Source organism: Brevibacillus sp. FSL L8-0520 (assembly GCF_037963895.1).
Lineage (GTDB): Bacteria > Bacillota > Bacilli > Brevibacillales > Brevibacillaceae > Brevibacillus > Brevibacillus borstelensis.
Map to the genome: position 1 here is coordinate 5,377,391 of NZ_CP150171.1, position 20,319 is coordinate 5,397,709.

Below are 20,319 nucleotides of genomic sequence, written 5' to 3' on the forward strand. Positions count from 1 at the left end.
TCCTCAGCCCCTCTTCACTCTTGTTTCCAGTCTCTTTCGCAAGCCTAAACCCAAATCAAAGATGCCTAATAAACTAAGTATAGTGGTTAGCGGGGGAAAAATAAATAGAGAGACAATAAGCACGGGGGCCAATCCCTTCCTGTTGTACAAATGAATGGCAAACAGACAGAAAGCAAGGCCCTGCAACGTCAGGATCACATCCAGGATCACCTTTACGTTGAGTACGGCGCTTGTCCAAAATGTTCCCTGCAATTCTTCTCCCATCAAAAGAATACTTACCATGGAAATAAAATAGTAGTAGAGGATCGAACGCGGAAAAGACCACTCTCTGGCAGGAGGCAAGGCCGGAACCGACAATCTCATCCGTTTGCCCACCAGTCGGGCTATCCAGTGCGTAATCCCGCTTTGTATAAAACTCATCATGACTAAAAAGGCCGGCATGACCATTTTGATGAGCTGCATTCCCTGTTCAAATTGCTCTTTGGGCACGAAATCAGGCCTTAGCTTCGTTGCCTCCTGAATCATTTCATTCAAGCCCATCCCGATGACGTACGTGGAGAGAGCGAGCATCGCCACATACCCGAGGAAAACGACTGCAGCTCCCGCGACAATCGCGGACATAGCTGTCCCTCTTTTGGCGTACATGTGACCCATTACTGTTCCCCAGAGCGCGATCATCAAAGCCATCATAGCCGAGAATATCCCGGTTAGCACTCCAGCTAAAAACGTGAACACGGCGACAATCCATATGGAGGATGAAATCGGCCGCCGCATCCCGAGGATGACAAACGGCAACGGCAAAAGCAGGCTGGTGACCATCCCTGCAATTGTGTATGTACTGATAAACAGCAGCACTAGTGCAATTCCCAGCAAAAGGGCGTTTTCCGCCAATTGTTTTGTTTTTGAAGGCATGGCGACACCTCATCGTGTATCTTCAAAGTAAAAGCAATACGACCAATAAAAAATATGGAAAAAAGAGGGCCACGCGATTGTGTCCCCCTTTTTTTGCTTGTAACAATTATTCAGTGGTGTACGGCAGCAGTGCTACTTGACGAGCGCGTTTGATCGCTACTGTCAAAGCACGTTGATACTTCGCAGAAGTACCAGTTACACGACGAGGCAGGATTTTGCCGCGCTCGCTGATAAATTTCTTCAGCAGATCGGTATCTTTGTAATCGATATGCTTGATTTTATTAACCTTAAAGAAACATACCTTGCGGCGTTTATTTGGACGTCCTTTACGTGCCATGAAAGTCCCTCCTTTTATCAGGAAATGTGAACGTTATACGATCGAGTGTCCTTCAATCAAAACGGCAAGTCATCATCCGAGATGTTGATCGGCTTGCCTGTATTCGCAAAGGGATCCCCAAACGCATCCATCTCATCTCTCTGACCGCCCGACGGCTTCATGCCGCCAAAGCCTGGATCGTAACCGCCGCCTTCTCCGCCTTTTCCGCCCAAGAACTGGACGTTTTCAGCGACGACTTCCGTTACGTAAACCTTTTTTCCTTCTTTATTATCATAAGAGCGCGTTTGAATACGGCCCTCCACAGCCGCTTGTCTGCCTTTGCGCAGATAGGTAGCGCACAAGTCAGCCAGCTTCTGCCATGCGACGATGTTAATAAAGTCGGCTTCGCGTTCGCCTGCCTGGTTGGTACGCGGACGGTTGATCGCCAGGGTAAAGGTAGTAACGGCCACGCCGTTTGGCGTATAGCGCAGCTCCGGATCTTTTGTCAGGTTGCCGATGAGAATGACTTTATTCATCTTGGGTCCCCCTCTGCCCGAGACGACAATTACTTCTCTTCACGTACGAACAAGAAGCGGATAATGTCGTCGTTGATTTTCATGAGACGATCTGCTTCCGCAACAGCGTCAGCATTCGCTTTGAAGTTCATCAAAACGTAGTAACCTTCACGGAACTTTTGAATCTCATACGCAAGACGACGCTTGCCCATTTCTTGAAGCTTGGTTACTTCTCCGCCAAAGCTGGTTACAACTTCGCTGTAACGTGCAACGTTAGCTTTGATTTTCTCCTCTTCAAGGTCTGGACGCAATACGTACATCACTTCGTATTGACGCATACCTTTTCACCTCCTTATGGACTTAGCGGCCCGCAAGCGGGCAAGGAGCGAGTGCTGCGAAACGCATGAAACATGCACTCCATAAATACTCGCATTATCGTATTATAGCAAAATGCCTAGTTCGAAGCAAGGTTGAGTTCTATACGTTGAACCGGAAATGCATGACATCTCCGTCTTTGACGAGGTATTCCTTGCCCTCCAGACGGTATTTTCCTTTTTCCCTCGCTGCTGCTACAGATCCGGCCTCAACCAGGTCGTCGTAAGCGATCACCTCGGCACGGATAAAGCCGCGCTCAAAGTCGGTGTGGATAACGCCTGCAGCCTGGGGAGCCTTCGTTCCCTGACGGATGGTCCACGCACGCACCTCTTGCACGCCAGCCGTAAAGTAAGTGATCAGGCCAAGCAGTTCATACGCAGCCCGGATGAGGCGGTCGAGACCGGATTCCTGCAGTCCCAGCTCTTCCAAAAACATCTGCTTGTCCTCGCCCTCCAGCTCGGCGATCTCGGCTTCGACCTTGGCGCTGATGACGACTACCTGTGCGCCTTCTTCCGCAGCGTGCTTGCGGACAGCCTGTACATGAGGATTGTTGTCGGCATCGTGAATCCCGTCCTCGGCCACGTTGCAAACGTAAAGTACCGGCTTGATTGTGAGCAGGTGAAGCTCGCGGATCAGCTTGAATTCGTCATCGCTGATCTCGACGCTGCGCGCGGACTGTCCCGCTTCAAACGCAGCCTTCAGCCGCTCCAGCACGTCAAGCTCCAGCTTGGCTTCCTTGTCTCCCGCTTTTACCTTGCGGCCAATCCGGTCGATCCGGCGCTCTACCGAGTCCAGGTCGGCAAAGATCAGCTCCAGATTAATCGTTTCAATATCGCTTAACGGATCTACCCGTCCCGCTACGTGTGTGATGTTTTCATCCTCAAAGCAGCGAACGACGTGAGCAATTGCGTCCACTTCCCGGATGTGTCCGAGAAACTGGTTGCCCAAGCCCTCTCCTTTGCTGGCTCCTTTTACGAGACCGGCAATATCCACGAACTCAAACGCCGTCGGAACCACTTTATTCGGAACGACGATCTCCGTCAGTTTGTTCAGGCGCGGGTCCGGCACCTCGACAATCCCCACGTTGGGATCGATGGTACAGAACGGATAGTTGGCCGATTCTGCGCCCGCCTGCGTAATCGCGTTAAACAGAGTCGACTTGCCTACGTTGGGAAGTCCTACAATGCCACAAGATGCACCCATCTATATACAACTCCTTGTACCTTTTTTCATTCACATCCTTTCTAGTATAAAAACTTGCGACGCGGATTACAATCGAATCCATGTGGAAACTCGTTCTTCTTTCCTCTTTCTTCTATTATTTATATCTTTTCGAAAGACAGAGCTCTTGTCAAAAATTTCTCGGCTCCGCCAAAATTCGTGCTCCCGCTTGATTTTTCCGGCAATGAAAGGCATGTACGCAAACGAGTTGCACCTTCTCCTTATTTACGAGAGGGCATTGGCGGTTTATTTGTGATATTATGGGAATTGCTTGTCATCCCTCTTTTTGAAAGGACTGAATTATGCCCAGGTAGAGACTGCAGTTTTTCAATTTAGTTGCATCAATAGATGGGAGGACACGCAATGAATATGAATAAGGTAACAACCGACCGCCTGGAATTGAAGCCAATGGAGCTGACGGATGCTCCCGCGCTGTTTTCGTTTTGGTCTGATCCTGCTGTGACAAAGCACATGAACATTGAAGCTTTTACAGATGTGGCGCAAGCGGAACAGATGATTTCGCTTCTGCAAGAACTCAGTCAGGAAGGAAAAGCGTGCAGGTGGACGATTACGCTGCGGCAGCCATTTGAAATTATCGGCTCTTGCGGATTCAATTACCTGGATCACGAAAATAAACGGGCGGAAATCGGCTATGACCTCGGACGTTTCTTTTGGGGCAGCGGCTATGCCTCGGAGGCCATCCGCGCTATGCTCGGCTTTGGGTTTGAACAGTTGGGTTTGAACCGGATCGAGGCCAAGGTCGAACCGGAGAACGTCTCTTCGATCAAGCTGTTGAAGCGGCTGCAGTTTACGGAAGAAGGACGACTGCGGGAATACGAAATGTCGAAAGGAAAACTCGTTGATGTCATCATGTTCTCCCTGCTGAAGAGCGAATGGCACGGGTGAATACAAAAAAGCAGGAGAGATTACTCTCCTGCTTTCCTGCTTTTGCCCGCTCTCTACTTCTCATTCACCAGTTTTTCCAGCTCGTTCAATGTCTCTTCAAAGATTTGCATAGCCTGTTCGATCGGCTGAGAGGTAGACATATCTACGCCCGCTGCTTTCAACACTTCGATCGGCGGCGCGGAGTTGCCTGCTTCGAGGAAGTTTTTCTGAATGCGCTCTACGGCTGTTTCTCCCTCGTCCATCACTTGCTTGGCCAGCGCCTGTGATGCGGCAAAGCTGGTCGCGTATTGATAGACGTAGTATTTGTAATTGAAGAAATGAGAAACGCGTGCCCACTCCATCGAGATTTCTTCGTCAGAAACCATATCCTTGCCATAGTACTTTTTGTTGATGTCCAGGTAGATCTTCTTGATCGCTTCCGCGTTGAGGGACTCTCCCGCCTGCTCCTTCTCGTGGATCGCCCGCTCGAATTCGGCAAACTGCGTTTGTCGGAACAGGGTCGAACGGAAGTTTTCCAGATAGTGATTCAAGAGATACATTTTTTCTTCCTTCGTTTTGGCCTGAGCGTACATGCTCTTGAACAAAAGCGTCTCATTCATCGTGGAAGCGACTTCCGCGGTAAATGTCGGATAGTTGGACGTAATATACGGTTGGTTTTTGTTCGTGTAATAAGACTGCATGGCATGCCCCATCTCATGAGCGATGGTGTAAACATCGTCGAGCGTGCCCTGGTAGTTCAACAGCACGTAAGGATGAGTATCGTACGTTCCCCACTGATACGCGCCGTTCCGCTTGTCATCTGTGGAATAGACATCCACCCAGCCGCTCTCCAATCCCTCGGCCAGCACTTTGACGTATTCGTCCCCCATTGCTTTGAGGCCATCCACGACCATTTTCTTGCCTTCCTCATACGGGATGTACTTGTCGTCGGACGGTACGATCGGCACATAGATGTCGTACATGTGCAATTCGGGAACGCCAAGCATTTTCTTTTTCAAGGAAATATAGCGGTGCAGAAGCGGCAAATTGTCATTGACAGTCTCGATCAGTTCATCGTACACCTTGGTCGGGATATTGTTCGGATTCAGGCTCGCCTCCAGAGCCGAGTCGTAATTGCGGACATCCGCGTAAAAATTGTCCGCCTTTACCTTGGCTGCCAGCGTCTGAGCGAACGAGTCCTGAAAATCGATCAAGGACTTGTAGTAAGCCTGATACGCATCCCTGCGCACCCGCTGGTCCTTGCTTTCCAGATACGAAACGAAATTGGCTCTCGTCAGCTGCACTTCTTTTCCGTTTTCATCCTTGATTTTCGGAAAACGGACGTCCTTGGAAAGCATGCCGTAAATGTTGGTCGGCGAGCTGCCCAGTGGCGACGATTTGGCCAGCAGCTCTTCGATTTCTTTTGACAAGGAGTGCGGCTTTGTACGAATCATATCCTCCAACATCATTTTGTAAGCAGCAAGATCCTTTGCCTCAAGCAGGTTCTTCATTTTGCCATCCGGTATCGCGACAATTTCCGGCTGCATCCAGGCTGTCTTTTCCGAGACCAGAGTGTACATTTTTTCTGCGCGGTCAGCCAGCTTTTGCAGATCGGCATTCGCGGAGTTTACATCCAGCGCCATATTGGCGTATACATAGGCCTTCTCAGTGACACGCATGAGATCGCTGTAGTCGTCGAGCGCCTTTTTCAAAGAATCGGCAGACTGGCCCAGCTTGCCTTGATGCTTGGTAAAGGCATTTGCGAGGTCTTCCGCTTTCTTCACATCATTTTCCCAATCCTTCACATTCGCATAAATGTGGTCGAGCTTCCACTTGTAGGCGTCCGGTATTTCGGAGCGGTCTTTGTAGACGGGTGCTTTCTCTGCTGCCGCAACCACTTGTGTACTGTAAGGGATAAACGGTGTGCTGACGGTTGACAGCGCAATTGCCATCGCTGTCAGTGTGATAAATGCTTGCTTTTTCAACAAAATCGCCCCTTTACTCTCTTTTCTACCGTTTGCTATATAGTCTAATTATATCCATCTCCAAAAATCCCTTCTTATTAATAAAAATTTTTTAAATATTACGGAAAAGGGGTTGATTTATCCAAAGAATTTTCTGTTTTGTGAATAATTTTGTGGATAACTTTTCATCGAACAAACTATTATCCACAGTTGATTGTTGGATTAGCCCAATTCAGCATCAAGTTGTCCACATTTTCTGTGGATAGCATGTGCATAACTTATTTTTACCCAGACCCGTGACAAACGCCCATACCGCTTTTGCCTCTGCGACATAGCATAGGTATTGAATCCATGGTAGGAGGTGTCAGCTAGTGGGTCTCTTCAACGGCAACTTCGACGATTTCGCGCTCGTGCTGGTTCTCTTTATCCTGCTTGTTATCGTTGGTTGTGATTGCGACTAACCATCCCTCTGCCATCCAGCCAGTCGAAGGGGTGTAAGGTTACCTTTCATCACCGACTAGATGAAAAAGGATGCACGCCCAGTATAGTGGCTGCATCCTCTTTTCGTCTCGCTATTCGGTTCTCTTTACTCTTCCGGGGTCCCTTCGGCGTGGATCAGCACTTTTTTCATCTTGCGCTCAAATTCCAGCCGCGGAATCATTACACTGTGCTCACATCCTGTACATTTGATCCGGACGTCCATCCCCATCCGGATCACCTTCCAGGCGTTCGTGCCACAGGGATGGGCCTTTTTCATCTGGACCACATCCCCCAATGTAAATTGCTTTCTCTGCATGTTGGTGCCCCCTTGTTTCTCTTTATCTGCCGCTCCAGCTGCCTCGCCGGCTGCTTGTTCTTTCCTTGTTTTTTACGACTGCGACTGCTTTTGTTGCCCCTGTTCAAATCCTCTCCCCGGCATGGTCACCACACGCGGATAAGGAATCTCTATTCCCTGCTTGCTCAGGTCCTGTCTAATCATCGCTCGCAGCTTCCGGTTTACGCCGTGATGCGTATTTGGTTTGCATTCGGCAGTAATCCGCATCGTAACCTCGGACGGACCCAATGCGTGAACGCCCAAAAACTGTGGTTCGGCCACGATGTCTTCCAATTCCTCCTGTGCCTTTTTCAATGTCCCCTTGATGATTTCTTCTACCCGATTCAGGTCTTCCTCATAAGCGACAGACACATCGACCACAGACAACGTGTTCTGCAGGGAAAAGTTTGTGACCTGATTGATGGTACCGTTGGGGAAAATATGCACCTCGCCTGTCCAGCTTCGAATCCGCGTAATGCGCAATCCGATCTCCTGAACGGTTCCCGTCATATTGTTAATAGTCACCACGTCACCGACCGCAAACTGGTCTTCAAAAATAATGAAAAATCCGGTAATGACATCCCTCACCAGGCTCTGTGCACCAAAGCCTACCGCCAGCCCCAGCACGCCCGCGCTGACCAATACTGGCCTCAGATCCACTCCTAGCTGCTGAAGGACAAGCAGTATCGCCAAAAAGTAAATCCCGTAGCGTACAACATTGTTTACCAGTACACGCAAAGTATCCACACGGCGCTGCTCCATCTGGAGCTTGCTTCCCTGCCGGTGCTGAAACACTTTGTTGACCGCCGCATTGACGATCGACACAACAATCCTTGATACAACCACAATCAGCAATATTTTCAACAGGATCAGCCCGATCCGAACCCACATCTCCGGGTCCGTCACATAGGCCACGGTTTTCTCATATACCGATTCCAACCAGCTTCCCTGTTTTGCGATTTCTTCGTTCATCTATCCTGCTCCTTCCTGTTTCCGCATTCGTCAATTTCATGGTAGCAGTCGGAAAACAAGCGAAAGTAGCCGCGTATCTCAACATGCTGCTCAGAAATGATTTCCCGGGCCTGTTGGTAATTGTCCACGGGAAATTCGATGGAAAGGGCACAACCGGCCGTGATCTCTTTCGGGGTCGGACGGGTATCAATGTCGATATCGGCATACTCCAGCAGCATTTCCGCCCGCAAAGCCTGCTGAGTCGAATCAAATGCGATCAAGACCGTATCCTGCTCCACGCCTTTCCCTCCCTCTTTTTGCTTGGCCGACAGGAAAACACGATGTGATATCGGCAATAGGGTACCGCTGCGAGACTTTGATCGCAAAGTGAGCAAGCGAGACTTCTGTCCTCGGTTACCAAGCCCGCGCCAAAAAAGCTCTGTGGAGCCCGCATGTGCTACTCCTTATTTTACTTGTTCAGCCCTGTTCGCGCCAGTTCTCTTCCCCTCTGCATCATCCGTTCTGTTTCCATTGTTCATGCTAATGAGAGTCGCGATAGTTGGCAAACTGTTCGAAACCTGCCCAACGTTGGCATTTGCGGGTATAAAAAAGCTCTCTCGGTACTATACTGTGAATACTCTTTTGATTTCGGCCGTGGCCAGGATTGGGGGTAGTCATGAATCTCTCTGATAACTGCAAGGAACAATTGCTTCCGCCGCTGAAAGTGGATTATCGCAATGAGACTGCTGTCGACCAACTGGCTCAACATCTTGTCCAGCGATTTCATTCGCATACGTACAGCGATGAGATTGTCATTGTTTGTATAGGTACCGACCGTTCGACCGGAGACGCGCTCGGCCCCCTCGTGGGCAGCAAGCTGTTGTCATACAAGCCCCTTCCGTTGCATGTCTACGGTACCCTGGAGGATCCCGTGCATGCCATGAATCTGAGCGAGAAGCTGGAGGCAATCCGCCAGGAGCATCCGCACTCCTTGATCATTGCCATCGATGCCTGTCTCGGGCAATTCAGCAATGTCGGAAATATCAACGTGATCGATGGCCCGCTCAAGCCCGGTGCCGGTGTCAAAAAAGAGCTTCCTGCCGTCGGGACCTTTCACATCACAGGAATCGTCAATGTCGGCGGGTTTATGGAATACTTTGTCCTGCAAAATACCCGGCTGTACGTGGTCATGCGGATGGCTGAAATCATTGCGGCCGGTCTGTTTAAAGCTTCCTTGCTTCACTCGTCGGGCGACTCCCAGCGGGTGAGCGCTTTTCCTGAGTAAGGCACAGAACGACAGCTCCGCCACGTCTTTTAACGGTGCTTGCAAAATTATGATCAAACCGAAATGAAATCATGGCGATCAAAGAAGACTTGCCTCCCGTACCGCGGGATTTCCAAGTCTTTCTTCTTTTTGCGCTTATAAAAATGAACGGGTGACTTGGAGCTCTATCCACATATCAACTGGCTTCTTGGCTCTACTTCTACCGTAATCGGCGTTGATGCCGATACTTCTCCGTCTACGTGCACCTTCAATTCTCTATCCGCCTCTATCACAATCTGTTTTCCCCGGAAAAACCGAACGCCAGGGTGGCGTACATGGGAACCGTTAAAAATCATCGGAAAGGCCCTAATCAGTGACCATTTTGATACATTGCTCACTACACATACTTCTGCCATCCCGTCATCAGGCACAGCTTTCGGGCAAATCAGCATCCCCCCGCCGTAATTCGGAATGTTTGCCACCGCCACCAGCCAGACCTTCTCCAATCTTGTCTCTTTTCCGTCAACCGTCAGCTTTACCCGACTCGTCCGATAAGACAAAAATACCCGAATTACAGAAATGATGTAGGACATCCTTCCAAGCCGCCAACGATTCAACCAGTTTTTATAAGCAGCTTCATTGGTTACCCGGGCTACCTCTCCGTCGAAACCGGCTCCTACCGCGTTCACGGCGATTTCTCCGTTTACCCGGAACAGGTCAATCGCTTTGCCCTCCATGCCGGACAAGATATGTTCAAGTGCGGCAACCGGGTCACCCGGCAACGAATGTCCGCGGGCAAAATCGTTTCCCGAGCCAGCCGGAATATGACCAAATATGCAAGGAATGTTGGCTTTTTTCATCCCGCTGATGACTTCGTTTACTGTGCCGTCCCCCCCGACCGCAATAATTTTGCTTACTTCCTCTTTTTGCAGCAGCTCGACAGCCAACTTTTTGGCTTCCCCCTGCTTTGTTGTCATTTTTACTCGAAAAATGGCTCTGCGCCTCTCCAGTTCCTTCTCAAGGCGCTTCCACACCAGCAGCCCTCTTCCATTTCCCGACACTGGATTTACGATAAATCCGAGCATCTGCACTCTCCCCGCGATCTGTGCTGTTTTTTCTGTATTATTACATGCTGCTTTTTCTTTGCCTAGCAAAATCCTTCTAAAAAAACGGACTCCTTTTTCAGGGAATCCGTCTGCTTTTGGCTTCACGCCTTTTCTTTTAAGGAATTCATTTCTCTCTGCCCCTCACCCAAACCACACTGCCAACCAACGTACGATGGGCACTCCTATTGCTGCAATAACCAAAGCCGGCAGCATATTGGCTACATTGATTTTTTTCAGCTCCAAAATATTGATGCCGATCGCGATGATCATCAAGCCCCCAACGGCTGTCACTTCAACCAGCATGGCATCGAGTGTTTCCTGACTGACAAAGTTATAAATCTGTGTGGATAAAAGCGCAATCGCGCCCTGGTACAAGAAAACGGGCACTGCAGAGAACAAAACGCCAATTCCAAGCGTCGATGAAAAAATAATCGCAGAGAAGCCGTCCAGCATTGCCTTTGTGTACAATATTTCGTGGTTGTTTCTGAGTCCGCTGTCCATTGCCCCAAGCACCGCCATGGCGCCAATGCAATAAACCAGTGTCGTAGTGACAAAGCCAGTCGCAATGCTTCCCTGGCTCCTTCCCCCCATTTTGCTCTCCAGCCACTGTCCCAGCTTGTTTAAGCCTGACTCAATGCCAATGAGTTCTCCCAGGATCGAACCGATCACGATACTCAGGATAACGAGCAAGAAATTTTGTGTTTCCAGACTCATTTTGATTCCCAGCAAGACAATCGCAAGCCCAATTCCTTGCATAACGGTTTTCCGAATTGATTCTGGTATGCCTGACAGCAAGCGTCCCAACAACGCTCCTGCGATAATGGCAATCGCATTAACCAGAGTCCCCAACAAAATCACTTACTCCACTCCCCTGCGAATCATGAAGACTGAAAGGCGGATGCGATTTCCCGTACCGCGTTCAACAGTGCTTCCACGTCCTGTTCAGTGTTAAATACGCCAAAGCTGGCCCGCACTGCTCCACGTTGCTCTGTTCCGGCTGTCCGATGTCCCAGAGGTGTGCAATGATATCCTGCACGAGTCGCAATTCCGTACTGCTGATCGAGGATAAACGATGCTTCTGACGCATCGACACCCTCGATGTTAAACGAAATCACACCGACTCTTTCGACCTCTTCTCCCGGTCCGTAAACTTCTACGCCTTTTATTTGGCGCAAGCCTTTGATTGTTTGTTTTGTCAGCTTCCATTCATGGGCATGGATGTTCTCTACCCCTTTTTCCAGGACAAACGATACACCTGCTTGCAATCCGGCCAGTCCCACTGTATTCGCTGTACCGCTCTCATAGCGATCCGGTCTGGTCGTCGGTTGATCGATGGCCTCTGACTGACTCCCGGTGCCGCCGTGAATCAACGGTTCCAAATCGACAGAAGGATGGACGTACAGTCCGCCAGTTCCCTGCGGCCCATACAGTCCTTTGTGCCCGGGGAAAGCAAGCATGTCAATCTTCATCTCTCCTACATGAATGGGCAAAACGCCTGCCGTCTGCGAAGCATCCACGAGAAACAAAGCCTGATGCCGTTTTGCCAGTTCTCCCAGCTCTGCAATCGGAAGAATAACTCCGGTCAGATTCGATGCGTGACTGACTGCCAACAGTCTCGTATTCGGCTTCATCGCCCGTTCAAAGTCTTCTGTGTAATACAGTTGATCTTCACGTGGTTCTACAAACGTAATCTCGACCTTTTTTGTACGTGCCATATATTCCAATGGACGCCGCACCGAGTTATGCTCGATTGAAGAGGAAACGACATGGTCTCCCTCTTTCAGCAGCCCTTTGATCGCCTGATTTAGGGCTTGGGTTGCGTTCATATAAAAAAAGAGGTCATTCGGGTTTTGAATCCCAAACAACCGTGAAAGCTCGACCCGCGTTCGGAACACAGCCTTGCTCGCTTTCATTGCCAACGCATGACCGCCCCGTCCCGGATTGGCTGCAAAATGCTCGATTACCTCTGCCATGTTTTCCTTTACTGCCGGCGGTTTAGGCCACGTTGATGCAGCATTGTCCAAGTAAATCACTCGCATGGCTTCCTCCTTGTGATCTTACTCCTGCTCCAATATTTCCAGGATCCTCTGCAAATCTTCTTGGGAGTAAAAGTCGATTTCGATTTTTCCTCTTTTGGTCCCTTTTTTGATTTTTACCGAGGTACCCAGTCTGCTTCTTAATCTTTCTTCCAATTGAATAAGCTGGGGCTCCTTTTTCAGCGGCTTCTTTTTCGATGTTTCACGTGAAACATTTGCCTGTTTCACCAGCTCTTCCAGTTGCCGTACGCTGAGCCCCTTCTTTACTGCCTCTTTGGCGAGTTGAAGCTGAAGCTCTTCCTTTTCTACCCCAAGCAAAGCACGCGCGTGTCCCATGCTTAAGTCTGATGCCGAGACCATCTTCCTGATTTGCTCGGGCAGCTGCAGCAAACGAAGCATATTGGCGACATGCGGTCTGCTTTTGCCGATTTTTTTGGCCAGCTGCTCCTGCGTATAAGAGTGATGGCTGATCAATTTCTCATAGGCTTCCGCTTCTTCCAGCGGATTCAGATTTTCACGCTGCAGGTTTTCAATCAGCGCAATTTCCATCAACTGCTGGTCAGAGTAATCCTTTACAACAGCCGCAACCTTCTTCAGCCCTAGTGATTTGGCTGCACGAAGCCGTCTTTCCCCTGCAACCAATTCATATCCTTTTATGCTCTTTCTGACGATTAGCGGCTGAATGATGCCATGCTCCTTGATCGATTGAGCCAATTCCTCGATCGCCGACGATTCGAACTCCTTTCGAGGCTGATACGGATTGGGCCGAATATCTGCGACAGGAATTTCCAAAACATGCTCTTCTTCTTCAATCATGTTGGACGTAATCAGTGCATTCAGACCTTTTCCAAGCCCTCTGCTCATACACCTACCACTTCCTTCGCCAAGTCAGTATATACCTCCGCCCCTCTGGAACGCGGATCGTACGTAATAATGGCCTGTCCATGCGAAGGAGCTTCACTTAACCGTACATTGCGAGGGATGATTGTCTTGTATACCTTGTCTTGAAAGTACTTTTTCACTTCCTCGATGACCTGCAATCCGAGATTGGTCCGTGCGTCCAGCATGGTCAAAACGACACCTTCAATAGCCAACTGAGAATTCAGATGTTTTTGAACCAGACGAATCGTATTGAGCAGTTGGCTCAAGCCCTCCAACGCATAGTATTCACATTGAATCGGGATCAGTACCGAGTCGGATGCGGTTAGAGAGTTTACCGTTAAAATCCCCAATGAAGGCGGACAATCAATAATAATATAGTCGTATTTATCTTTTACAACTTCCAGTGCTTTTTTCAAGCGAACCTCACGCGAGATGGTTGGGACTAACTCGATTTCCGCACCGGCCAATTGAATGGTAGCAGGAATGATCTTGAGACCATCGATTTCAGTAGGCAAAGTAGCATCCACAGGACTGATGTCGTTAATCAGCACGTCGTAGATGCAATAACGCACGTCTGCTTTGTTCACGCCAACTCCGCTTGTAGCATTTCCCTGGGGGTCTATATCCACCAGCAGTACCTTTTTCCCCAGGGAGGCCAAACATGCGCTCAGATTGACAGATGTGGTTGTCTTTCCTACGCCACCTTTCTGGTTTGCTACCGCAATGATTTTACCCAACTTCTCCACCTCATTTTTACACCAATCTACTAAACATGTTACCAGATTTATTGTTGACATACCCTGTTTTTTGGAAGAGAAATATTTCCCAAAGTGCTTCTATCGTCATCCAATCGGGACTCAGGCTGGCTGCAGGTTGCCAAAAAACACTGCATCTGCGGTAGACGATGCTTGAAACGTATCGTTTGTACAAACGTTTTTTCATGTGAGTCAGCCTGTTGATTAAAGCGGAAAAAAGGCACCTCTCCCAGCGCCTCTTTTCTCTATCCATCCCACTTACTTCTCTTGAATTGAGCATTTTTCCTCATGACAGCAAACCTCTTGGACAAATGTCCCGCCAGATAGAAACACTCCCTGCGAGCTTCGGCTGACGCTTGAAGAAGGCTTCCGCGAAAGCTCGGCCAAAAAGAAAGGCGGCCTGCTGTGCCACCATCTTCTCCTTTTTTACAGCCCCTGCTCCCCACTATAGCTCCTTTTTTTGGTCCTGCTTCCTATCAATCATTTTCCAGCTTGCTGCTATGCCAATGGTTGATTGTCTTGTCATTCCGGATCAAAACAATCGTTACTTGCCGTCCCTGCGTTTGGGAATGCGGATCGTAAATTGGTAAAACTCCTCGTGGTCTTCCTCGTCTGTTTCTACAGGAAGACCCGTTTGCATGACCATATCGATCGACTGTCTCACCGTATTGATTGCAATCCGCGTATCTCTGGAAAAAGCTTTCCACTTTGGTTTCGGTTCTTTTTCCGGCTTCGGGTTTTCCGATGCTTCCAACAGCTGCTTCACTCTCGTCTCAGTCTGCTTAACGTTCCAATCCCGCTCCAGAATCTCTTGCAGAACTTTCAACTGAAGCTCGCTGTCCTTCAATGGGATTAACGCGCGAGCATGCCTCTCCGTCACATGTCGAGCCAACAGCGCATCCTGAATTTCCTGAGGGAGGTTAAGCAAACGAAGCTTGTTGGCAATCGTGGATTGCCCTTTTCCCAAACGCTGTGCCAGGCTTTCCTGGGTCAGATCATGCAAATCGATCAACTTCTGGTAAGCTACCGCTTCTTCAATCGCCGTTAATCCTTCCCGCTGCAGGTTCTCGATCAGCGCGATCGAAGCTGTTTGCGTATCGTTAAACTCTTTAACAATCGCAGGTATTCGTTCCAATCCCAGCTTCTTTGTCGCACGCCAGCGACGTTCACCGGCTATCAACTCGTATCGGTTATCTCTCATCCGTACAACGATAGGTTGAATTAAGCCGTGCGTCCGAATCGTCTGGCAAAGCTCATCAAGCTTTTCATCGTCAAACACCGTACGAGGCTGATACGGATTGGGAACAATCTCATCTACCGGTATTTGCCTGATCTCCTCATTTTCTGTCTTGTCCGTCAACCCGAAGATACGAGAAAACGAATCCTTTACTGCCATGGTAAAATCCCCCACTTCCAACCGTTCCATCAGCCGTTGCGTTCATTAGCTTTCTATGGCAAAAATCGCGACAACTTTTCTGTTTATATTCGTAATGAAATACTTCTGCATCAAAGGGCCAATTCCTGCTGTGAAAAGCGTGTTTCACGTGAAACATGTGCTACTTTCACCCTAGTGCCACAATTGCGGGGATGGTTGGATTTGGAAGTCAGTTGAAAGTAACGTCACCAGTACCGAGATCCTTTTTAGGCGATTATTTTTTACCGAGAAGTTGCTGATAGGGAGTTTTGGAATGGCCACTGGTTTGGGAGAAAATATATGACACAGTCAATTATAGAAGTAGGAATCTGCCCCTGTTACTGCTATAGTTGGGTATAGCTTAGCTATGGCTACTGTCTATGAGTTACTGTCTTTGTCTTTGTCTTTGTCTTTGTCTTTGTCTTTGTCTTTGTCTTTGTCTTTGTCTTTGTCTTTGTCTTTGCCTCTGTGTCTGCTTCTATTTCTGTGACTGTCTCTTATTCTTACAATTCTCCGCCCCTACCTCTTTCACTTTCACTGTCTTTATTACTATCAATGCCTCTGTCTTCTGTCCCCTGCCTTCCGTCTCTCAGCCAAGCCTTGGCTATAGACTTGTCGCAAAGTCGCATACGATACAATAGAAAGAGACTAATGATAGATGTATCATAGGAAAATCTCCATCCACCAAAAAAGGTAGTCTCCCCAAGACCTGTCGGTTATTCCATCATTCTGGATAGAGACGGAACGGCACTTGGAAATTCACCGCCATTAACAAAATCATCTGTCATCCTCCCGAAATCGGCCTTTTAAAAAGAAATGGGCCATGATGATAACACCATAGCCCCTTCAACGTACATTTGTACGGAAACACCTTTCTCCCTTTGTGGCTTATCTCTTGCATTCCCATATCGGTATCCCCGAATCAGCAGCCTCCTAGCCTTTTTTACATGCTCCTATTTCTCCAGCTAAATCGAAAATAGCACAAGAGAATGAGTTCCTATGTTTCACGTGAAACAAATCGCATATCAACTATCCTCATCCGGATGCCTGGCTCGATCCTCTTCTTTATGCCTTCGTTCATCTTCCGAAAAAACATCATCATCAGCGTCATGCGCATCATTTGAAAAAAGAAACAGATGCGGGAACAGACGATGAAAGTCCAGTGTGAGGTAAGCAAAAAAAGCAGCGACGATAGCCGTAATGTACATTCCAGCGCTGAACAGCAAGCCAATCGCAGAAGCGACCCACATGCCGGCGGCCGTTGTCAGCCCTTTTACATTTCCATTTAGCTTGATAATGGCCCCCGCTCCCAGAAAGCCCATTCCAGTGACCACTTGGGCTGCTACACGTCCCGGATCGTTATTTACTCCGCTTGACGAAAATCCGTAGATGGATGCCAAACCGAACAGGCAGGAGCCGAAACAGACCAGACTATACGTCCGAAAGCCAGCCCCGCGTTGCCTGTTGACCCCTTTCATAAAACGCTCCCGCTCCAATCCCATTACAGCACCGGCAATAAAAGCCAGAAACAGTCGCAATAGTATGGTCGGCAATTCCGGTGGAAAAAATGTCGTCAAGGCAGTATTCATTCCTATTCCCCCTCTCCAACATTCCTTCATTCCTGTATGCTCCATTACGAATCCTGCCTTAGTTACATGTATGCAGACAAGACTCCATTTATCAGTTCTCCGAATAAAACAAGCGTTTGCCCACAGCTCTCCTTCCGGGTTACAAAGGGGACGTTTTGCTCGATTTGCCTGCGGCTTACTTCCATTTTGCCAACGGACAGCCGTTTGATTTACCTGAGCTTACCTCCCAGTTTGCAAAGCGACAGCTTATTCGATTTGCTTGCAGTATTTCCTCCATTTTGTTAAAGGATCACTTGTTCAACTTAAAAAATTGGGCATACGGCCTTTTGAACGATGCCTTTCGCCTGAAGAACCACGCGTTCCGGTGCTCTGAGGCGGTTCAGCCCACATTCATTCTGCAGTTGGCTGCATCAGACATTTGCCCAAAAGGCCACTATTTCCATACAAAAGACCAGCATTGTAGAGTAGAGAACTGAAACTTTCGGGCGACCGTATGGTCGCCTTGCTCATTTCAGCTCCCCCTCATCAAACCGTACGTGAGGTTTTCCCTCATACGGCTTTCCGATGTTCTTCTTTCTTTGGCATTCGGCTTACTTTATCCGGCTAATTTCAATAAACTACCCTGCGTGTTTTGTATGACCTTCAGCTTTCCGGCATGTTTATTCCGCTTGCTTCTTTTCTTGTTGCAGAAGATTGTAAGGCGTTCAATCACATACCAGTCTATCCGTCTTGCCCATCGTTTGGCGATGGGCGAGATGAAGTAGTAGTTCTTGAACCCCCTTAGCTTGCGATTTAGCCCTTTCACTAGCTCTTCTAGAGACAGAAACAGTTTGTTCCTTGGTGCAGTGTATTCCTTAATTTTACGTCTCATTTCCTTCATTGCTTTCTTAGCTGGTACATGAGACATAGCAAATACCTTGCTCCCCCCTTTGTTGAACACGGGGAATTTGCGATGGTGCAGCCCAAGAAAGTCAAACCCAGTGGAATTGTCCCAAATATTAACGAGTCTAGATTTCTCTTTACTGAGACTAAGCTCCAGCTTGTTTAGAATAGCCATCAGCACTTGAATGCTTTCCAATGCTTCTTGTTTGGTTCTGCACATGATAACGAAGTCATCCGCATAGCGGATAAGTGTGCCAAGATGGGAGAATTGATTTTCCCAAATGGTGTCCATGTAGTTTAGATAGATGTTTGAAAGAAGAGGCGAGATTACCCCTCCTTGCGGAGTTCCCAGTTCTGTTTCATGGAATTGATCATTTTCCATGACCCCAGCCTGCAGCCATTGTCGGATAAGTTTCAGAACACGTCTGTCGCTGATTCTCATTTCGACCAGTTTCATCAACTTCTCATGGTTGATGTTGTCGAAATACCCTTTAATGTCAACATCTACGACCCAATAACACCTCTTGCTTGCTTTGCGTATCTGTGCAATTGCCTGGTGAGCATTTCTTCCTGGCCGAAAGCCATAAGAACAGTCCCGAAAATCAGCTTCAAAGATCGGTTCAATGACTAGCTTAGTAGCCATTTGGACCACCCGATCCTTGATCGTCGGGATGCCGAGTGGACGTTTCTTGCCATCCGGTTTAGGGATGTAAGTTCGACGAACCGGATGTGGACGATACCGCTTTTCTTTTAAATCTAGATAGATCTCGTTAAGAAAACGGCTCTCCCCATACTCCTCCACAATCTGTGCGATGGATTGTCCGTCGATTCCTCCGCTCCCTTTATTTGCTTTTACTCTCCTCCAAGCTGTCGCTAGAATATCCGGGCGGTAGATTTTGTCATACAAGGCATGAAATCGCCGTTTTGAGTTTGCCTTGGCACAAAGATATAGGGTTGTCCAAAGTTGTCGAGCTTTTACATCGGTGTAGTTAGCAAGTTTACTTGCATTCACTCACTCTTACCTCCTTCGACCCGTGAACAAAGCAGGGCTCCTTCCCTCCATAAGGTTGTGTTGTCCTTATGTTCATCGGTACTATGAACCCCTCCGACTCCCTCTCTGCCATCCACCACTTCCCTTACGGTTATAGGTTTCCGTTTTACGCTCCTGACGGGGCGTGCAGAGTAGGGTCTCCCCAGTTCCGTTAACTACTTTCTCAACATACCGCTCCCCATACCCCGAGGGATTCATAGGTGCTGTATTCCAAGTTCTCCACACCGTCCTTGGCCTTCGCCCATATGAAACAAGCTCGGCTTCCCTTTGTCCACCTCTCGGTGGTCTTTCTTAACGAGGCTGCAGGATTCACTTTATGTTACGGCCTGCTGATTTGCTCGCACTCTTTCGAGTTACTTTGTCACAGGGCTTCAACCTTAGGATTTCTCCACCAGTTGCCTGTCAGCTACGAGGTGACTTGGCTCCTGCCTCGGTTGGACTTTCACCAACTAGCAATTAACGGCTTGCTGGGCACGCTCCATACAAAAAAGAGCTGCGGCAAAAATGCCACAGCCCTTGAACGTACATATATAACGGGATCAGCCCTTACAAGATGGCGTATCCCTGTCACCAATCAAATCAGAGGTTTTTTTGCCGGGGTTCCGGCTTTGCGCGGATATCCCTTTGGCGTATTCTCTACCTTTTCCATGATGACAATGTTCCGCTCTCCCGCATCCTCCATAAGCTGGAATGTCTCTACCTGCTTGGTCTTGCCTCCGAGCGTTTTGATCGCTTTTTTGGCTTCATTTAGCTCTGGGGAAATGTCCGCTCCTTTCAAAGCGATGAAGTGCCCTCCGACACGGGCAAAAGGAAGGCAGTATTCGGACAATACGTTTAACCTGGCGACCGCACGGGCAACGACCAAGTCGAACGCCTGCCGGTACTGGGGCTCCTGTCCCCGATCCTCGGCCCTTCCGTGTACGGGGTAGAGGTTTTCCAATCCCAGTTCGTCCGCTACATGCTGCAAAAAGTTCATCCGCTTGTTCAGGGAGTCAATGATGGTCATATGCAGGTGGGGAAAGACAATCTTCAGCGGAATGCTGGGAAAGCCCGCTCCTCCCCCGATATCTGCCACCTTTTCTACCTGATCAAAGGGAAAGTAGAAAGCCGGTGTGATCGAATCGTAAAAATGCTTGTTGTACACCTGTTCTTCTTCGGTGATCGCCGTCAGGTTCATCTTCTCATTCCATTCCACCAACAAACGGTAGTATCCATCAAATTGCTCCCGTTGGCGTTCAGAAAGCTCGATTCCCCTGGCAGACAAAGCTTCGGCAAATTGCTCCTTGTTCATACGCTATACTCCCTTACCCACTGGCTTACTCGCAGGTTTATACGGCTAAGCACGTTTTGACTGGTTCAGACTGGTTCAGACTGGTTCAAGCTGTTC

At 48.7% G+C, this 20,319-nt stretch carries 21 protein-coding genes; 3 read left to right on the forward strand and 18 right to left on the reverse strand.

Annotation, left to right across the window (positions count from 1 at the left end; translation table 11 throughout):
- Positions 1-3: 3 nt before the first annotated feature.
- The 5 genes from NSQ24_RS25990 to ychF form a co-directional block, all read right to left on the reverse strand.
- On the reverse strand, positions 4-912 hold the full coding sequence (locus tag NSQ24_RS25990) for a DUF2232 domain-containing protein (protein WP_003388828.1): 909 nt from the start codon (positions 910-912) through the stop codon (positions 4-6).
- Positions 913-1,018: 106 nt separating this feature from the next.
- Positions 1,019-1,249: a 30S ribosomal protein S18 gene (gene rpsR, locus NSQ24_RS25995; RefSeq protein WP_003388829.1), complete on the reverse strand. Its 231-nt coding sequence runs from the start codon at positions 1,247-1,249 to the stop codon at positions 1,019-1,021.
- 56 nt (positions 1,250-1,305) lie between these two features.
- Entirely contained in the window at positions 1,306-1,764 is a 459-nt protein-coding gene (gene ssb / locus NSQ24_RS26000; protein ID WP_003388831.1) for a single-stranded DNA-binding protein, read from the reverse strand.
- Between the two features lie 29 nt (positions 1,765-1,793).
- A complete protein-coding gene (rpsF, locus tag NSQ24_RS26005) occupies positions 1,794-2,081 on the reverse strand; it encodes a 30S ribosomal protein S6 (RefSeq protein ID WP_003388833.1) in 288 nt (95 codons plus the stop codon).
- Between the two features lie 139 nt (positions 2,082-2,220).
- Entirely contained in the window at positions 2,221-3,321 is a 1,101-nt protein-coding gene (gene ychF, locus NSQ24_RS26010) for a redox-regulated ATPase YchF (RefSeq protein ID WP_003388835.1), read from the reverse strand.
- A gap of 387 nt (positions 3,322-3,708) precedes the next feature.
- On the opposite strand from ychF, the gene NSQ24_RS26015 reads away from it, so the two are divergent.
- A complete protein-coding gene (locus NSQ24_RS26015) occupies positions 3,709-4,245 on the forward strand; it encodes a GNAT family protein (RefSeq protein ID WP_243014737.1) in 537 nt (178 codons plus the stop codon).
- 53 nt (positions 4,246-4,298) lie between these two features.
- Here the strand turns inward: NSQ24_RS26015 and pepF are convergent, their stop codons facing one another.
- The gene (gene pepF / locus NSQ24_RS26020; RefSeq protein WP_003388837.1) at positions 4,299-6,209 is read right to left on the reverse strand and encodes an oligoendopeptidase F; all 1,911 of its coding nucleotides are present in this window, start codon (positions 6,207-6,209) and stop codon (positions 4,299-4,301) included.
- A gap of 350 nt (positions 6,210-6,559) precedes the next feature.
- Between pepF and NSQ24_RS26025 the strand changes: the two genes are divergently transcribed.
- The gene (locus tag NSQ24_RS26025; RefSeq protein ID WP_031932431.1) at positions 6,560-6,649 is read left to right on the forward strand and encodes a YjcZ family sporulation protein; all 90 of its coding nucleotides are present in this window, start codon (positions 6,560-6,562) and stop codon (positions 6,647-6,649) included.
- A gap of 125 nt (positions 6,650-6,774) precedes the next feature.
- On the opposite strand, the gene NSQ24_RS26030 is transcribed toward NSQ24_RS26025, so the two are convergent.
- The 3 genes from NSQ24_RS26030 to NSQ24_RS26040 form a co-directional block, all read right to left on the reverse strand.
- Positions 6,775-6,984 (reverse strand): DUF951 domain-containing protein, encoded by a 210-nt coding sequence (locus NSQ24_RS26030; RefSeq protein ID WP_003388838.1) that lies wholly within the window; start codon positions 6,982-6,984, stop codon positions 6,775-6,777.
- A 72-nt stretch (positions 6,985-7,056) separates the two neighbouring features.
- Complete coding sequence (locus NSQ24_RS26035) at positions 7,057-7,974, reverse strand: mechanosensitive ion channel family protein (RefSeq protein ID WP_003388839.1); 918 nt, start codon at positions 7,972-7,974, stop codon at positions 7,057-7,059.
- Positions 7,971-8,252, reverse strand: a complete 282-nt coding sequence (locus NSQ24_RS26040) for a DUF3343 domain-containing protein (protein WP_003388840.1) — start codon at positions 8,250-8,252, stop codon at positions 7,971-7,973. Before NSQ24_RS26040 ends, NSQ24_RS26035 begins: the two co-directional genes overlap by 4 nt.
- Positions 8,253-8,629: 377 nt before the next feature.
- Between NSQ24_RS26040 and yyaC the strand changes: the two genes are divergently transcribed.
- The gene (gene yyaC, locus NSQ24_RS26045) at positions 8,630-9,238 is read left to right on the forward strand and encodes a spore protease YyaC (protein ID WP_003388842.1); all 609 of its coding nucleotides are present in this window, start codon (positions 8,630-8,632) and stop codon (positions 9,236-9,238) included.
- Positions 9,239-9,402: 164 nt separating this feature from the next.
- On the opposite strand, the gene NSQ24_RS26050 is transcribed toward yyaC, so the two are convergent.
- The 9 genes from NSQ24_RS26050 to rsmG form a co-directional block, all read right to left on the reverse strand.
- Entirely contained in the window at positions 9,403-10,302 is a 900-nt protein-coding gene (locus NSQ24_RS26050) for a diacylglycerol kinase family protein (protein WP_003388843.1), read from the reverse strand.
- Between the two features lie 162 nt (positions 10,303-10,464).
- Positions 10,465-11,181 (reverse strand): DUF554 domain-containing protein, encoded by a 717-nt coding sequence (locus NSQ24_RS26055; protein WP_003388844.1) that lies wholly within the window; start codon positions 11,179-11,181, stop codon positions 10,465-10,467.
- Between the two features lie 20 nt (positions 11,182-11,201).
- Positions 11,202-12,362: an aminotransferase class V-fold PLP-dependent enzyme gene (locus NSQ24_RS26060; RefSeq protein WP_024983208.1), complete on the reverse strand. Its 1,161-nt coding sequence runs from the start codon at positions 12,360-12,362 to the stop codon at positions 11,202-11,204.
- An 18-nt stretch (positions 12,363-12,380) separates the two neighbouring features.
- Positions 12,381-13,223, reverse strand: a complete 843-nt coding sequence (locus NSQ24_RS26065) for a ParB/RepB/Spo0J family partition protein (RefSeq protein ID WP_003388846.1) — start codon at positions 13,221-13,223, stop codon at positions 12,381-12,383.
- Positions 13,220-13,978, reverse strand: a complete 759-nt coding sequence (locus NSQ24_RS26070; protein ID WP_003388847.1) for an AAA family ATPase — start codon at positions 13,976-13,978, stop codon at positions 13,220-13,222. The genes NSQ24_RS26065 and NSQ24_RS26070 overlap by 4 nt, the downstream gene beginning before the upstream one ends.
- A gap of 562 nt (positions 13,979-14,540) precedes the next feature.
- Positions 14,541-15,392 carry a nucleoid occlusion protein gene (gene noc, locus NSQ24_RS26075; RefSeq protein ID WP_003388850.1) on the reverse strand — a complete coding sequence of 284 codons (852 nt, stop codon included), beginning with the start codon at positions 15,390-15,392 and terminating at the stop codon, positions 14,541-14,543.
- Positions 15,393-16,435: 1,043 nt separating this feature from the next.
- A complete protein-coding gene (locus NSQ24_RS26080) occupies positions 16,436-16,999 on the reverse strand; it encodes an MgtC/SapB family protein (protein ID WP_024983207.1) in 564 nt (187 codons plus the stop codon).
- A gap of 595 nt (positions 17,000-17,594) precedes the next feature.
- Entirely contained in the window at positions 17,595-18,893 is a 1,299-nt protein-coding gene (gene ltrA / locus NSQ24_RS26085; protein ID WP_024985477.1) for a group II intron reverse transcriptase/maturase, read from the reverse strand.
- Positions 18,894-19,506: 613 nt separating this feature from the next.
- Positions 19,507-20,223 (reverse strand): 16S rRNA (guanine(527)-N(7))-methyltransferase RsmG, encoded by a 717-nt coding sequence (rsmG, locus tag NSQ24_RS26090; protein WP_003388853.1) that lies wholly within the window; start codon positions 20,221-20,223, stop codon positions 19,507-19,509.
- Between the last annotated feature and the right edge of the window lie 96 nt (positions 20,224-20,319).

Coding starts and splice junctions, on each gene's coding strand:
- NSQ24_RS25990 (WP_003388828.1), bottom strand. CDS start 912: ATGCCTTCAAAAACAAAACAATTGGCGGAAAACGCCCTTTTGCTGGGA.
- rpsR (WP_003388829.1), bottom strand. CDS start 1,249: ATGGCACGTAAAGGACGTCCAAATAAACGCCGCAAGGTATGTTTCTTT.
- ssb (WP_003388831.1), bottom strand. CDS start 1,764: ATGAATAAAGTCATTCTCATCGGCAACCTGACAAAAGATCCGGAGCTG.
- rpsF (WP_003388833.1), bottom strand. CDS start 2,081: ATGCGTCAATACGAAGTGATGTACGTATTGCGTCCAGACCTTGAAGAG.
- ychF (WP_003388835.1), bottom strand. CDS start 3,321: ATGGGTGCATCTTGTGGCATTGTAGGACTTCCCAACGTAGGCAAGTCG.
- NSQ24_RS26015 (WP_243014737.1), top strand. CDS start 3,709: ATGAATAAGGTAACAACCGACCGCCTGGAATTGAAGCCAATGGAGCTG.
- NSQ24_RS26030 (WP_003388838.1), bottom strand. CDS start 6,984: ATGCAGAGAAAGCAATTTACATTGGGGGATGTGGTCCAGATGAAAAAG.
- NSQ24_RS26035 (WP_003388839.1), bottom strand. CDS start 7,974: ATGAACGAAGAAATCGCAAAACAGGGAAGCTGGTTGGAATCGGTATAT.
- yyaC (WP_003388842.1), top strand. CDS start 8,630: ATGAATCTCTCTGATAACTGCAAGGAACAATTGCTTCCGCCGCTGAAA.
- NSQ24_RS26050 (WP_003388843.1), bottom strand. CDS start 10,302: ATGCTCGGATTTATCGTAAATCCAGTGTCGGGAAATGGAAGAGGGCTG.
- NSQ24_RS26060 (WP_024983208.1), bottom strand. CDS start 12,362: ATGCGAGTGATTTACTTGGACAATGCTGCATCAACGTGGCCTAAACCG.
- NSQ24_RS26065 (WP_003388846.1), bottom strand. CDS start 13,223: ATGAGCAGAGGGCTTGGAAAAGGTCTGAATGCACTGATTACGTCCAAC.
- noc (WP_003388850.1), bottom strand. CDS start 15,392: ATGGCAGTAAAGGATTCGTTTTCTCGTATCTTCGGGTTGACGGACAAG.
- NSQ24_RS26080 (WP_024983207.1), bottom strand. CDS start 16,999: ATGAATACTGCCTTGACGACATTTTTTCCACCGGAATTGCCGACCATA.
- rsmG (WP_003388853.1), bottom strand. CDS start 20,223: ATGAACAAGGAGCAATTTGCCGAAGCTTTGTCTGCCAGGGGAATCGAG.